Source organism: Streptomyces kebangsaanensis (assembly GCF_001906585.1).
Lineage (GTDB): Bacteria > Actinomycetota > Actinomycetes > Streptomycetales > Streptomycetaceae > Streptomyces > Streptomyces kebangsaanensis.
In genome coordinates, this window is the sequence record NZ_JUJA01000166.1 from 35,146 (window position 1) to 47,641 (window position 12,496).

Annotated in this window: 14 protein-coding genes and 1 pseudogene; 11 read left to right on the top strand and 4 right to left on the bottom strand. The window is 71.2% G+C overall.

The window, feature by feature from the left end; genetic code table 11:
• Positions 1 to 159: 159 nt before the first annotated feature.
• Positions 160 to 552 carry a VOC family protein gene (locus RH94_RS34240; protein ID WP_073952202.1) on the bottom strand — a complete coding sequence of 131 codons (393 nt, stop codon included), beginning with the start codon at positions 550 to 552 and terminating at the stop codon, positions 160 to 162.
• Positions 553 to 635: 83 nt separating this feature from the next.
• Here RH94_RS34240 and RH94_RS34245 point away from each other — a divergent pair, with 83 nt between their 5' ends.
• Positions 636 to 1,199: a GNAT family N-acetyltransferase gene (locus RH94_RS34245; RefSeq protein WP_073952203.1), complete on the top strand. Its 564-nt coding sequence runs from the start codon at positions 636 to 638 to the stop codon at positions 1,197 to 1,199.
• On the opposite strand, the gene RH94_RS34250 is transcribed toward RH94_RS34245, so the two are convergent.
• On the bottom strand, positions 1,189 to 1,872 hold the full coding sequence (locus tag RH94_RS34250) for a glycerophosphodiester phosphodiesterase (protein WP_073952204.1): 684 nt from the start codon (positions 1,870 to 1,872) through the stop codon (positions 1,189 to 1,191). The two genes, RH94_RS34245 and RH94_RS34250, sit on opposite strands and share 11 nt — an antisense overlap.
• Before the next feature lie 439 nt (positions 1,873 to 2,311).
• On the opposite strand from RH94_RS34250, the gene RH94_RS34255 reads away from it, so the two are divergent.
• The 5 genes and pseudogenes from RH94_RS34255 (at position 2,312) to RH94_RS34275 (ending at position 6,827) form a co-directional block, all read left to right on the top strand.
• Positions 2,312 to 3,709 carry a DUF6421 family protein gene (locus tag RH94_RS34255; protein WP_073952205.1) on the top strand — a complete coding sequence of 466 codons (1,398 nt, stop codon included), beginning with the start codon at positions 2,312 to 2,314 and terminating at the stop codon, positions 3,707 to 3,709.
• Between the two features lie 41 nt (positions 3,710 to 3,750).
• Positions 3,751 to 4,500: an SDR family oxidoreductase gene (locus RH94_RS34260; protein ID WP_234426238.1), complete on the top strand. Its 750-nt coding sequence runs from the start codon at positions 3,751 to 3,753 to the stop codon at positions 4,498 to 4,500.
• On the top strand, positions 4,497 to 5,567 hold the full coding sequence (locus RH94_RS34265) for a threonine aldolase family protein (protein ID WP_073952206.1): 1,071 nt from the start codon (positions 4,497 to 4,499) through the stop codon (positions 5,565 to 5,567). The genes RH94_RS34260 and RH94_RS34265 overlap by 4 nt, the downstream gene beginning before the upstream one ends.
• 41 nt (positions 5,568 to 5,608) lie before the next feature.
• Positions 5,609 to 6,108: pseudogene (locus RH94_RS34270) on the top strand (transglutaminase-like domain-containing protein); the annotation flags it as partial.
• Positions 6,109 to 6,125: 17 nt separating this feature from the next.
• Positions 6,126 to 6,827 carry a B3/B4 domain-containing protein gene (locus tag RH94_RS34275; RefSeq protein ID WP_073952207.1) on the top strand — a complete coding sequence of 234 codons (702 nt, stop codon included), beginning with the start codon at positions 6,126 to 6,128 and terminating at the stop codon, positions 6,825 to 6,827.
• A gap of 18 nt (positions 6,828 to 6,845) precedes the next feature.
• Here the strand turns inward: RH94_RS34275 and RH94_RS34280 are convergent, their stop codons facing one another.
• Together RH94_RS34280 and RH94_RS34285 are read right to left on the bottom strand one after the other, a co-directional pair.
• Complete coding sequence (locus RH94_RS34280; protein WP_234426239.1) at positions 6,846 to 7,070, bottom strand: hypothetical protein; 225 nt, start codon at positions 7,068 to 7,070, stop codon at positions 6,846 to 6,848.
• A 79-nt stretch (positions 7,071 to 7,149) separates the two neighbouring features.
• Positions 7,150 to 7,878 (bottom strand): lysophospholipid acyltransferase family protein, encoded by a 729-nt coding sequence (locus RH94_RS34285; RefSeq protein ID WP_073952208.1) that lies wholly within the window; start codon positions 7,876 to 7,878, stop codon positions 7,150 to 7,152.
• A gap of 253 nt (positions 7,879 to 8,131) precedes the next feature.
• On the opposite strand from RH94_RS34285, the gene RH94_RS34290 reads away from it, so the two are divergent.
• The 5 genes from RH94_RS34290 to RH94_RS34310 form a co-directional block, all read left to right on the top strand.
• Positions 8,132 to 8,479, top strand: a complete 348-nt coding sequence (locus RH94_RS34290) for a TlpA family protein disulfide reductase (RefSeq protein ID WP_199881125.1) — start codon at positions 8,132 to 8,134, stop codon at positions 8,477 to 8,479.
• 222 nt (positions 8,480 to 8,701) lie between these two features.
• A complete protein-coding gene (locus tag RH94_RS34295; RefSeq protein WP_073952283.1) occupies positions 8,702 to 9,220 on the top strand; it encodes a flavin reductase family protein in 519 nt (172 codons plus the stop codon).
• Between the two features lie 219 nt (positions 9,221 to 9,439).
• Positions 9,440 to 10,228, top strand: a complete 789-nt coding sequence (locus RH94_RS34300; protein WP_073952210.1) for an electron transfer flavoprotein subunit beta/FixA family protein — start codon at positions 9,440 to 9,442, stop codon at positions 10,226 to 10,228.
• Positions 10,229 to 10,283: 55 nt separating this feature from the next.
• Entirely contained in the window at positions 10,284 to 11,246 is a 963-nt protein-coding gene (locus RH94_RS34305) for an electron transfer flavoprotein subunit alpha/FixB family protein (protein WP_073952211.1), read from the top strand.
• A gap of 132 nt (positions 11,247 to 11,378) precedes the next feature.
• Positions 11,379 to 12,496 (top strand): DUF6986 family protein (locus RH94_RS34310; protein ID WP_234426256.1); only part of this gene is annotated, 1,118 nt, incomplete at its 3' end.

Consider the following 12,496-nt stretch of genomic DNA (forward strand, 5'->3'; position numbering starts at 1 on the left):
GCTGCGACCGGAAAGGTTCACCGGCTCGCGACGCCCGGCACGGCACCTCGCCGCGTTGTCGCATCACCCGAGTACATCCAGTACGCGGGTGATGCTCCGCCTTGCGATGCACCGCACCGGACGCCGCGAGCTTTCCGGCAAACCTTTCCGGTCGCAGCACTAGATCCCGGGCCGGAACCGCAGCGGATGGTCCGCCGGAACCTCGACGAGGACGATGGGTGTGCCGTCCGGATCGGCGACCCACATCTCGACCAGTCCCCACGGTTCGCGAACCGGCGGACGTGTGATCCGGACGCCCTTGGCCCGCAGTTCCTCGTGGGCGGCGGCCACGTCCCCGACCTGGAGCCAGAGCCGCACGGCGGGGGACGGCGGGTCCTCGGAGCGCCCGGAGAGCTCCAGGAAGCCGCCGCCCAGGAAGTAGACGGTGCCGCGCTCCGGCCCCGCGCCGAACTCGCGGTAGACGGCGAGCCCCAGCTGTTCGCCGTAGAAGACGCGGGAGCGCTCGGGGTCGGTGGGCCGGAGCAGTGTCCGACTGCTGAGTACGTGCACCATGCGCCCGGAGCCTAGTGGCAGGATTGCCCCCGTCCCCGCGCAGCCGCGCGCCCCACCCGAGCGAGTTTCGAGAGGCACCTTCCATGGAGACCGCCACCGCCGGACCACTGACCTTCCGCGACGCCTCGGACGCCGACGTCGACACGTTGGTGCGCCTGATCCAGTCGGCATACCGCGGGGACTCCAGCCGGGCCGGGTGGACCACCGAGGCGGACATCCTCCAGGGGCGGCGGACGGACCCGGAGGGCGTGCTGGAGGTGATCAAGTCGCCCGGCAGCCGGCTGCTGACGGTCGAGCGGGACGGCCGTGTGGTCGCCTGCTGCCAGCTCGAGCACCGCGGCGACCACGCCTACTTCGGGATGTTCGCCGTCAGCCCCGCGCTGCAGGGCGCCGGCCTGGGCAAGGCGGTCATGGCCGAGGCGGAGCGCCGGGTCCGGGAGGACTGGGGCGCCAAGGAGATGCACATGACCGTGATCACCGTGCGCGAGGACCTGATCGCCTGGTACGAGCGCCGCGGCTACCGCCGTACGGGAAGGACCAGCCCCTTCCCGTACGGCGACGAGCGCTTCGGCATTCCCCAGCGCGACGACCTGGAGTTCGAGCTGCTGGTCAAGGAACTCGAGCAGCCGGGACCGGCTACGCCGTGAAGCGGCCCGTGCGCTTGATCTCCGGGTAGTCGGTGGTCGCCCCGTCCAGCTCGAACGCGCGGGCCAGCCGCAGGTGGTCCTGGGTGTTGACGACCCAGCCGATGATCCTCAGGTCCGCCTTGCGCGCGTGCTCGACGACCTCCAGGGTGAGCCGGCGGATGTCGAGGCAGAGCGTCGCGGCGCCGGCCGCGGTGGCGCGTTCGACGACGTCGGTGCCGTAGCGGCCGGCCACGAGAGCCGTGCGCACGCCCGGCACCAGGCGGGCGATCTCGGTGATCGCCTCGTCGTGGAACGAGGACACCTCCACCCGGGAGACCAGGTCCCGCTGCCGCATGACCTCGCTCAGGGCACGGGCCGCGGCCACGTCCTTGATCTCCGCCTGCAGCGGAGTGCGCACGGCGTCGAGGACCTCCTCGAACACGGGGATCCGCTCGCCGCGCCCCGCGTCCAGCGAGCGCAGCTCGGCGAGGGTCTTGTCGGCGATCGCGCCGCTGCCGTCGGTCGTGCGGTCCACTTCGGTGTCGTGCATGACGACGAGCGCGCCGTCCTTGCTCAGGTGCAGATCCAGTTCGATGACGTCCAGGCCGGCCTGCTGGGCGGCGACGAAGGAACGGAGGGTGTTCTCGGGTTCGACACCCATGACTCCGCGGTGACCGATGGTAAGGAAGTTCAAGGTTCAACTCGCTTCCGTCGACGGCGGCTCGGCGCGGCGCGGAGCGGAGCGGACGGACCCCGTCCGCGCGGCAGTGCCGCAGCCTAGTGGCCCGGCGGCGGGTTGAACCCCCGCGTACACGGGGCAGTGGGGTGACAACCCGGCCGGTACGGGGCCGTGCTCGCCGGAGAGGTCACTCCGGCGTGGGCGAGTCGTCCGCGGGTTGACCGATGGGGCCGCGGTCCCGCGCGCGGCCGCCCGCGGCTGGAAACCGCCCTTGTGCGATGAGGTCCGCATCGCTTGATCGGCTCAATGGAACTCGCGCCATCCGGGTGTGGAGCCGGAAAATAAGCGGTGATGATGGGTGTGTGCAGGATAATTTCCCGAAGAGCCCCTTGCTGGGAGAAACCTCGTATGTATACGGTCTCCTTACGCGAGGTTCTCCCGTGGAGGATGGGACATGACGGAAATTCTTGTGCAGGTGGGCACGGAGGAGCAGGTTCCTCTGGTGAGCAGGGTGGTCGAGCACCCGGCGTGGCCCGTGCTCAAGGATGCCGTGGAACGCATCCGGCCATGGCAGTCCAAGGACGGCTCGATCGACTTCACCGCCGAGGGCGCCCCCGGCCGCGCGGACGCCGAGGCCGCCGTACGCCGCGTGACCGAGGCCGTCGAGGAGCTGTCCCCGCTGCTGCCGCACGACGCCGCCTACCACGAGGCACTGGTGAAGGACCTGCGGCGCTGGGCCGAGGGCGGCTTCGAGGTGCCCGACTTCCTCGACTCGCTGCTGGCCTTCCACCCCGCCGCGAACCGCGTGGACGGCCTGCAGCATCTGGTCGTCTTCCCGATGTACACGCAGAACGGCAACCCGGACCGCAACCTGGAGGCGGTCGTCCTGCGCATGGTCTGGCCGGACTGGCTGGCCGAGCTGGAGCGCACCCGCTACGACAACCCGCTGTTCTGCGGCATCACCTTCGAGGACTTCACGGCCGGTTACGACACCAACTCCGCCGTGCTCTTCCCCGAGACCATCGCCGTGCGCGAGGCGCCGGAACGGTTCTCCTGGGGCGGCATCTTCTGCGACCGCGAGGCCGCCCGCTTCCGCCGCGTGACCGCCGCCGCCGTCGACCTCCTCGGCCTCGACCTGCCCGAGGACATCGCCGCCATGGTCCACGACCAGAAGCGCTGCGAGGAGGCCTTCGTGCTGTGGGACATGATCCACGACCGCACCCACAGCCACGGAGACCTGCCCTTCGACCCGTTCATGATCAAACAGCGCCAGCCGTTCTGGATGTACGGCCTGGAGGAGCTGCGCTGCGACCTCACCGCGTTCAAGGAGGCCGTCAAGCTCCAGGCGGACGGTGTCGCGCAGGCCCGTGACGTGCAGTACGCGGTGCTGTTCGACCGCATGTTCCGCTTCCCGGTCACCGGCGAACGCGTACGCAACTACGACGGCCTCGGCGGCCAGCTGCTCTTCGCCTACCTGCACCGGCACGACGTGGTCCGCTGGACCGACAACAAGCTCTCCATCGACTGGGAGCGCGCCCCGCGGATCACCAACCAGCTGTGCGCCGAGATCGAGAAGCTCTACCGCGACGGCATCGACCGGCCGAAGCTAGTGCACTGGTTCGCCGGATACGAGCTGGTCTCCACCTACCTCGCCCCGCACCCGGGCTCGAAGTGGGCCAAGGGTCCCGACGCGCTGGACCTGACCCAGCCGCCGCGCAAGCTCGTGGATGACGTGCTTCCGGACGAGTTTCCGCTGAGCATGTTCTACGAGGCACTGTCCAGGAAGCTGAAGAATGTGATCGCCTCGACCAGAGGCATCACGGCGGACAGCGCCGAGCGGGTCGCCGCGTGAGCGGCCGCGGAACCGGGAACACTGCTCAGGAGGCGAGGAACATGGTGGGGAACGGGGCTCTCAGCGGTGCGGTGATCGCGGTGGCCGGCGCGGGCGGACCGGCCGGCCGGGCGGCACTGCTCCGGCTCGCCGAGGCGGGGGCGACCGTCGTCGGCGCGGACAACGACCCGGAGCGGCTCTCGGAGGCCGTGGACGCGGCGAGGTACGCCGCCGGCGGCGCCACCGTCACCGGGGACACGGTCGACCTGCTCGACCTGCGGTCCACCCGCGAGTGGGCCGCTCACATCGAGAAGGACTTCGGCCGGATCGACGGCCTGGTCCACCTCGTGGGCGGCTGGCGCGGCAGCGAGACGTTCACCAAGACCAGCCTCGACGACTGGGACTTCCTGGAGCTGCTGCTCATCCGCACCGTGCAGCACACCTCCCTCGCCTTCCACGAGGCGCTGCAGCGCAGTGAGCGCGGCCGGTACCTGCTGATCAGCGCCGCGGGCGCCAGCAAGCCGACCGCGGGCAACGCCGCCTACGCCGCCGCCAAGGCCGCCGCCGAGGCATGGACGCTGGCCATGGCCGACTACTTCCGCAAGGCCGGGGGCCCCGAGGGACCGACCTCGGCGGCTGCGATCCTGGTGGTGAAGGCGTTGGTGCACGACGCGATGCGCGCCGAGCGCCCCAACGCGAAGTTCGCGGGCTTCACGGACGTCAAGGACCTGGCCGACGCCGTCGTCGACGTGTGGAGCAAGCCCGCCGCGGAAGTGAACGGAAAACGTCTGTGGCTGACCGAGAAGCCGTGAACCCTCCCAGGACCGACGCCCGTCGCCATCACGACCCGCGGGTCCGCGGCTTCGCCAGTGACAACTACGCCGGGGTTCACCCGGAGGTGCTCGCCGCCCTGGCCCTGGCCAACGGCGGCCACCAGGTCGCGTACGGCGAGGACGACTACACCGGGAACCTCCAGCGGATCGTCCGCAGCCACTTCGGCGCCGGCGCCGAGGCGTTTCCGGTGTTCAACGGCACCGGCGCGAACGTCGTCGCGCTCCAGGCGGTCACCGACCGCTGGGGCGCGGTGATCTGCGCCGAGAGCGCGCACATCAACGTCGACGAGGGCGGCGCGCCCGAGCGCGTGGGCGGCCTGAAGCTGCTCACCGTGCCCACCCCCGACGGCAAGCTCACGCCCGAGCTGATCGACCGGCAGGCGTACGGCTGGGAGGACGAGCACCGTGCGATGCCGCAGGTCGTCTCGATCACCCAGAGCACGGAGCTGGGCACCCTCTACACACCCGAGGAGATCCGGGCGGTCTGCGAGCACGCCCACGCGCGCGGGATGACGGTGCACCTGGACGGCTCCCGCATCGCCAACGCGGCCGCCTCCCTGGACGTCCCCATGCGGACCTTCACCAACGCGGCCGGCGTCGACATCCTCTCCCTGGGCGGGACGAAGAACGGCGCGATGTTCGGCGAGGCGGTCGTGGTCATCAACCAGGACGCCGTGCGCCGGATGAAGCACATCCGCAAGATGAGCATGCAGCTCGCCTCCAAGATGCGCTTCGTCTCGGTGCAGTTGGAGGCGCTGCTCGCCAAGGACCTGTGGCTGCGCAACGCCCGCCACGCCAACGGGATGGCGCAGCGCCTCGCGGAGGGCGTGCGCGCCGTCCACGGGGTGGAGATCCTCCACCCGGTCCAGGCCAACGGCGTCTTCGCCAAGCTCCCGCACGACGTGAGCGAGCGCCTGCAGAAGCGCTTCCGCTTCTACTTCTGGGACGAGGCCGAGGGCGTGGTGCGCTGGATGTGCGCCTTCGACACCACGGAGGACGACGTGGACACGTTCGTGGCGGCGCTGAAAGAGGAGATGGCGCGCTAGCGGTCCGACTGCATAGTTATGCGATCAGAGGCAGCCGCCCNCCCGCCTCGCCGAGGGGGCGGCTGCCTCGTATGCCTATGCGCGGGCCGCGTACGAGTTCGTACGCGACGCCATCCCGCACTCACAGGACTCGGGCGACCCGCGTGTCACCTGGCGGGCCTCCGGCGTCCTGCGGCAGCGCACCGGAATCTGCTACGCCAAGGCCCATGCGCTGACCGCCCTGCTGCGGGCCGAGGACATCCCCGCCGCGCTGTGCTACCAGCGCCTCGCGCACGACGAGGACGGCGGGTACGCGGTGCACGGGCTGGTCGCCGTGCGGTTCAACGGCGCATGGCACCGGCAGGACCCGCGCGGCAACAGGCCGGGTGTCGACGCCCGGTTCTCCCTCGCCGGTGAACGCCTGGCCTTCGCGCCGGCCCCGGAGTCAAATGAGATGGACTATCCGGTGCTGTACGCTGAACCGCACCCGACTGTACTGGCTGCCCTCAAGGCTGCCCCCGACCGGTCGTGGCTGTGGAAGTCGCTGCCTGACGCACTCTGATCCCGAGGCAAGAGAAGATGACGCTGTCCCTCACCGTGTCCGACGAGGTGCGCGCGCTCGCACCCGGCTTCACCCACGTGGCCGTGGAGGCCCACGGACTGGTCAACGGCCCGAGCACCGAGGCCAGTTCGGCACTCCTGGACGACGCGGCCCGCCGTCTGGCCGTACGCCTCGACGGGCGCGCCCCGCACGAGGACCCGCACATGGCCGCCTGGCGCGCGACGTACACCGCGTTCGGCTCCAAGCCCTCCCGCACCCGCAACTCGGCCGAGGCGCTGGCCCGGCGCGCGCTGACGGACGCCGGGCTGCCCCGCATCAACGTCCTCGTCGACCTCTACAACGCCATCAGCGTCGCCCACCTCGTCCCCGTCGGCGGCGAGGACCTCGACCTCGTCCAGGGCGGCATGCGCCTGGTGCGCGCCGGCGGCGAGGAGGACTTCGTGACCGTCGCCGGCGGCGAGGAGACCGTCGAACACCCGGACGCCGGCGAGGTGGTGTGGCGCGACGAGGCCGGTGTGACCTGCCGCCGCTGGAACTGGCGCCAGGGCCCCCGCACCCGCCTCACCGAGGGGACCACCTCGGGCATCTTCCTGCTGGAGAGCCTGGACCCGGTGCCGGTCGCCGAGGTGCGGGCGGCGGCCACCGAACTCGCCGAACTGCTGGAGAAGTTCAGCCCCGGAGTATGCGTCACCGTACGGGAGCCGTGGTCCGCGGCCTGAGCCGCCCGGCGGCCGTCGCTAACGGCGGCGGTGTAGGTCGCTCATGGTCGGGCTGGTGCTGTGCACCGTCATGGCGTTGTACGACACGCGGTCCTGATGTGCCTGGACCCGGCGGGCCTCCTCGATGAGGAGTCCGTCGGCGTTCTCCGTGGCTCTGTTGCCGCGCCGCAGGATCACGAGGATCAGAAGCAGCGCGAGTGCTGCGAACGCGCCGAACATGACGCCGATCGTGACCACGGACATTCCCTCCCCCCGCGCGGACAACAGACACTACGTCAGGTCGGTGCGCTCCGGAAGCGGCGTTCCCGCCACGCGTCGTGCGTCAGTGCGCCCCGGCCGTGCGCAGCTGTTCCGGCGTCGGGGCCGTGCCGCCGAGGTGGGCCGGCATCCACCAGGTGTCGTGCTGGTCCTTGGGACGGACGGGGTAGGCGCGCTGGGCGGCTTCCAGGAGTTCCTGGACGCGCTCGCGCAGGCGTCGGGTGATGGCGCCCGCGTACTGGTCGCGGGAGGCTTCCAGTGCCTCGCCCACCCGGATCGTGATGGGGGTGTGGCTGCGCTTGAGGTTGCGCGGGTGACCCTTCGTCCACAGCCGCTGCGTGCCCCAGACCGCCATCGGGACCAGGGGGACGCCCGCCTCCTGGGCCAGCCGCGCCGCACCCGACTTGAAGCTCTTCAGGGTGAACGACTGCGAGATCGTGGCCTCCGGGAACACCCCGATCACCTCGCCGGACCTCAGCGAGTCCAACGCGTGCGCGTACGCCGCCTCGCCCTGGGCGCGGTCCACCGGGATGTGCTTCATGCCGCGCATCAGCGGGCCGGAGATCCGGTGCCGGAAGACCGACTCCTTCGCCATGAAGCGCACCAGGCGCTTCTGCGGAAGCGCGGCGAGCCCGTTGAAGACGAAGTCCAGATAGCTGATGTGGTTGCTCACCAGCACGGCACCGCCCGAGCGCGGGATGTTCTCCGACCCCTGGCAGTCGATCTTGAGGTCCCACACCTTGAACATCGTGCGGGCGAGACCGATGGCGGGGCGGTAGACGAGCTCTGCCATGAGCGGGGCGGACCCTTCTCTCTGCCAGGGAAGGGACTCCCGGCGGAAGTTACGCTGCCGTAGGTTTACGGCCTGTCGCAGATCGTGCCCCAAGAACGGCCGCGGAGCCAGTCCACGTGCCCATCCCCGGCGAGATCCTCGTCACGTCGGCCCTGTGATTACCCCCGTCGGCCCACGGAACGGGAATCTTCACGACCCCGGAAACGCTGAGGGGGGTGACCGAACCGGTGATGCGCGGCGGTGGAACGGGAGAGTGCGGGTGCGCGGACAGGACGAAGGCCGACGGCTCGGGCCGGCCGAGCTGGGCGAGGACCTCGGCGCCCGCGCCACGCTCGTGCAGTTCTCCAGCGCCTTCTGCGCCCCCTGCCGGGCGACCCGGCGCGTCCTCGGCGAGGTGGCCGGCATGGTCCGCGGAGTCGCCCACGTCGAGATCGACGCCGAGGCCCGCCTGGAACTCGTACGCGAGCTCGGGATCCTGAGGACGCCCACCGTGCTCGTCCTCGACGCCGACGGCCGCGTCGTGCGGCGCGCCACCGGACAGCCGCGCAAGGCGGACGTCATCGCGGCCCTGGGCGAGGCGGTGCGACGCCCGTGCCCGTGACGGTGAGACGTCTCCCAGATCCCGGGACGTACTTGACTGCGCCCGCCAACTATCGTCAGCCTGACCGTATGTCCTCGGAACTCCTTCTCCCCGGGCGGGCCCGCGCCGGCCTCGCACGCCGCGCGGGCGCGCGCTGTCCGGACTGTTGAGCAGCCGCAGTTCCCGCTCGTCCCCCAGCAGAAGGACCACTCCATGACGGCCAACCCCACGACGGCCACATCTCTGACGGTCACGACCGGCCTCACCGCTTCCGCCGCTCTCCGGCCCGCCTCTCCCGACCTGCTGCGCTCCGTCTTCCGCCGGCACGCGGCGGGCGTCGCGGTGATCACCGCCCGCGGCGAGGCCGGTCCGGTGGGCTTCACCGCCACCTCCCTCACCTCCGTCTCCGCCGAGCCCCCACTGCTCTCCTTCGGCGTCGGCACCGGCGGATCCAGCTGGCCGGCGATCGCCGCGACCGACCACGTCGGCGTCCACATACTCGGCGAGCACCAGGAGGAGCTGGCCGCCACCTTCGCGCGCCGCGGCGCCGACCGCTTCGGGGCGTCGACCTCCTGGCGGGAGGGGCCCGAGGGGGTTCCCGTCCTCGACGACGTGCTCGCCTGGCTGGTGTGCCGCGTCGTCGCGCGCGTGCCCGCCGGGGACCACCGCGTCGTGCTGGCCGAGGTCGTGCTCGGCGATCCCGCGGGTGCCGGTCGTCCGCTCCTCTACCACCAGGGGCGCTTCAACGCGCTGCGTGATTGATCACTGCACCGCTCTCCTGCGAACCCGTCGGGTTCCGATTACGCTGCGTTGCGAAGGTCACAGTTCAAAGCGCTTGCTCAGCGGGCATGCACTGGGTGTACTGACGAGTAATATTCCGCTCGGAGCGCGCGGTCGCCCCGATCGGGATCGGCCGCTTCAGGCGCCTATGCTGCCTGCAAGAAGGCAGCCCAGAAATGACGATGCAGTAGGAGAGCCGGCGTGAGCTTGAGGATCGTTGTCACTGTGAAGTACGTGCCCGACGCCACTGGCGACCGGCACTTCGCCGAGGACCTGACCGTCGACCGGGACGACGTGGACGGTCTGCTCTCCGAGCTGGACGAGTACGCGGTCGAGCAGGCGCTGCAGATCTCGGAGAACTCCGACGACGACGTGGAGATCACCGTCCTGACGGTGGGCCCGGAGGACGCCAAGGACGCGCTGCGCAAGGCGCTGTCCATGGGCGCCGACAAGGCCGTTCACATCGAGGACGACGACCTGCACGGCACCGACGCCATCGGCACCTCGCTGGTGCTGGCGAAGGCGATCGAGAAGGCCGGCTACGACCTGGTGATCTCCGGCATGTCCTCCACCGACGGCTCCATGGGCGTCGTCCCGGCCCTGCTGGCCGAGCGCCTGGGCGTCCCGCAGGTCACGCTGCTGTCCGAGGTCTCGGTCGAGGACGGCACCGTCAAGGGCCGCCGCGACGGCGATGCCGCCTCCGAGCAGCTCGAGGCCGCCCTGCCGGCCGTCGTGTCGGTGACCGACCAGTCGGGTGAGGCCCGCTACCCGTCCTTCAAGGGCATCATGGCGGCCAAGAAGAAGCCGGTTCAGTCCTGGGACCTGTCCGACCTGGACATCGATGCCGACGAGGTCGGCCTGGAGAACGCCTGGACGAAGGTCGACTCCGCCGCGGAGCGTCCGGCCCGCACCGCGGGCACGATCGTCAAGGACGAGGGCGAGGGCGGCCGGCAGCTCGCCGAGTTCCTCGCGAGCCAGAAGTTCATCTGAGCCGCAGTCCGCCGACCCGTCCCGCACCCTTCGCAAGCAGGAGAGAAGAAGTCCCATGGCTGAAGTCCTCGTCTACGTCGACCACGTGGACGGCGCCGTCCGCAAGCCCACCCTGGAGCTGCTGACCCTGGCCCGCCGCATCGGCGAGCCGGTCGCCGTCGCCCTCGGAGGCGGCGCCGCCGACACCGCCGGCGTGCTCGCCGAGCACGGCGCGGTGAAGGTCCTCACCCACGACGCCTCCGAGTACGCCGAATACCTGGTCGTGCCGAAGGTGGACGCCCTGCAGGCCGCGGTCGAGGCCGTCTCCCCGGCCGCCGTGCTGGTCTCCTCCTCCACCGAGGGCAAGGAGATCGCCGCCCGCCTGGCGCTGCGCATCGGCTCCGGCATCATCACCGACGCCGTCGACCTGGAGGCCGGCGACGAGGGCCCGGTGGCCACCCAGTCGGTGTTCGCCGCGTCCTACAGCACCAAGTCCCGTGTCACCAAGGGCACCCCGGTCATCACCGTCAAGCCGAACAGCGCCGCCGTGGAGCCGGCTCCGGCCGCGGGCGCGGTCGAGCAGCTGTCGGTGTCGTTCTCCGAGCAGGCCACCGGCACGAGGATCACCGGCCGCACCGCCCGTGAGTCCACCGGGCGCCCGGAGCTGACCGAGGCCGCGATCGTGGTCTCCGGCGGCCGTGGCGTCAACGGCGCGGAGAACTTCGCGCTCATCGAGGCGCTCGCCGACTCCCTCGGCGCGGCCGTGGGCGCCTCGCGTGCCGCCGTCGACGCCGGCTGGTACCCGCACACCCAGCAGGTGGGCCAGACCGGCAAGTCCGTCTCGCCGCAGCTGTACATCGCCAACGGCATCTCCGGCGCGATCCAGCACCGCGCCGGCATGCAGACCTCCAAGACCATCGTGGCCGTCAACAAGGACGCCGAGGCCCCGATCTTCGACCTGGTCGACTACGGCGTGGTCGGCGACCTGTTCGAGGTCGTCCCGCAGCTCACCGAGGAGATCAAGACCCGCAAGGGCTGACCCCCCGGCGCCGATGAGGCCCCCGTGACCCACCCGGTCACGGGGGCCTCGGCCTGTTCCGGGCGAGCGAACGGCTCAGGCTGTCCAAGGGGTGTTGACCAGAGGGAAGCTCCGCGGATAACTGTTGGTTCCATGCGGCGGGAAGCGGAAGGGCGCGGGACGGGCCAGGGACGGCGGCAGGAGGTGGCGACGAGCCTCGCCGGCGCCGTCGGCGAGGAGATCAGCGCCTTCCTCGCGCCGGTCGACGCCGAACTCGAGCGCCGCTACCCGGGCGACCCCGGTACGCGTCAGCCCGTCCACACGGTCTACGTCCCCGGTGACGTCATCGCCGCCGGCACCATCCGCTCCTGGGGCGACCAGGCCCTCGCCGCGCTCGACGAGCACGCCCCCGACGCGGCCTCCTTCGCCGCCGTCCTCGGTCTGAGCGACGAACTGGCCGGACCGGTGCACGACCGCGTCCGCGCCAAGCTGGAGCGCGAGCCCGTCGAGGACCTGCGGATCGACTTCGAGGACGGCTACGGCCTCCGCCCGGACGCGGAGGAGGACGAGGCGGCCGCCCGCGCGGCCCGGCTGGTCGCCGAGGCGTACGAGAAGGGGACGGCCGCCCCGTACACGGGCATCCGCGTGAAGTGCATGGAGGCGGCGGTCCGCGACCGGGGCATCCGCACCCTGGACGTCTTCCTCACCGGCCTGGTGGAGGCCGGCGGGCTGCCCGAGGGGCTGCTCCTGACGCTGCCGAAGGTGACGTACCCCGAGCAGGTCACCGCCATGGTCCGGCTCCTCGACGCCTTCGAGAAGGCCCACGGGCTTCCGGCCGGGCGCCTCGGCTTCGAGATCCAGGTCGAGACCAGCCAGGCCGTCCTCGCCGCCGACGGCACCGCCACCGTCGCCCGGATGATCCAGGCCGCCGAGGGCCGCGCCACCGGGCTGCACTACGGCACCTTCGACTACAGCGCCTGCCTCGGTGTCTCCCCGGCCCACCAGGCAAGCGACCACCCGGCCGCCGACCACGCCAAGGCCGTCATGCAGGTCGCCGCGGCCGGTACCGGCGTACGCGTCTCGGACGGCTCCACCAACGTGCTGCCGGTCGGCCCGACCGGGAAGGTCCACGACGCCTGGCGGCTGCACTACGGCCTCATCCGCCGTGCCCTGGCCCGCGCCTACTACCAGGGCTGGGACATGCACCCCGCGCACCTCCCCACCCGGTACGCCGCCGTGTTCGCCTTCTACCGCGAGGGCTTCGAGCAGGC

Excerpts from the sequence above, each read along its gene's own strand:
- RH94_RS34275 (WP_073952207.1), top strand. The coding sequence starts at position 6,126 with ATGACGCTGTCCCTCACCGTGTCCGACGAGGTGCGCGCGCTCGCACCC.
- RH94_RS34260 (WP_234426238.1), top strand. The coding sequence starts at position 3,751 with ATGGTGGGGAACGGGGCTCTCAGCGGTGCGGTGATCGCGGTGGCCGGC.
- RH94_RS34285 (WP_073952208.1), bottom strand. The coding sequence starts at position 7,878 with ATGGCAGAGCTCGTCTACCGCCCCGCCATCGGTCTCGCCCGCACGATG.
- RH94_RS34245 (WP_073952203.1), top strand. The coding sequence starts at position 636 with ATGGAGACCGCCACCGCCGGACCACTGACCTTCCGCGACGCCTCGGAC.
- RH94_RS34305 (WP_073952211.1), top strand. The coding sequence starts at position 10,284 with ATGGCTGAAGTCCTCGTCTACGTCGACCACGTGGACGGCGCCGTCCGC.
- RH94_RS34255 (WP_073952205.1), top strand. The coding sequence starts at position 2,312 with ATGACGGAAATTCTTGTGCAGGTGGGCACGGAGGAGCAGGTTCCTCTG.
- RH94_RS34240 (WP_073952202.1), bottom strand. The coding sequence starts at position 552 with ATGGTGCACGTACTCAGCAGTCGGACACTGCTCCGGCCCACCGACCCC.
- RH94_RS34280 (WP_234426239.1), bottom strand. The coding sequence starts at position 7,070 with ATGTCCGTGGTCACGATCGGCGTCATGTTCGGCGCGTTCGCAGCACTC.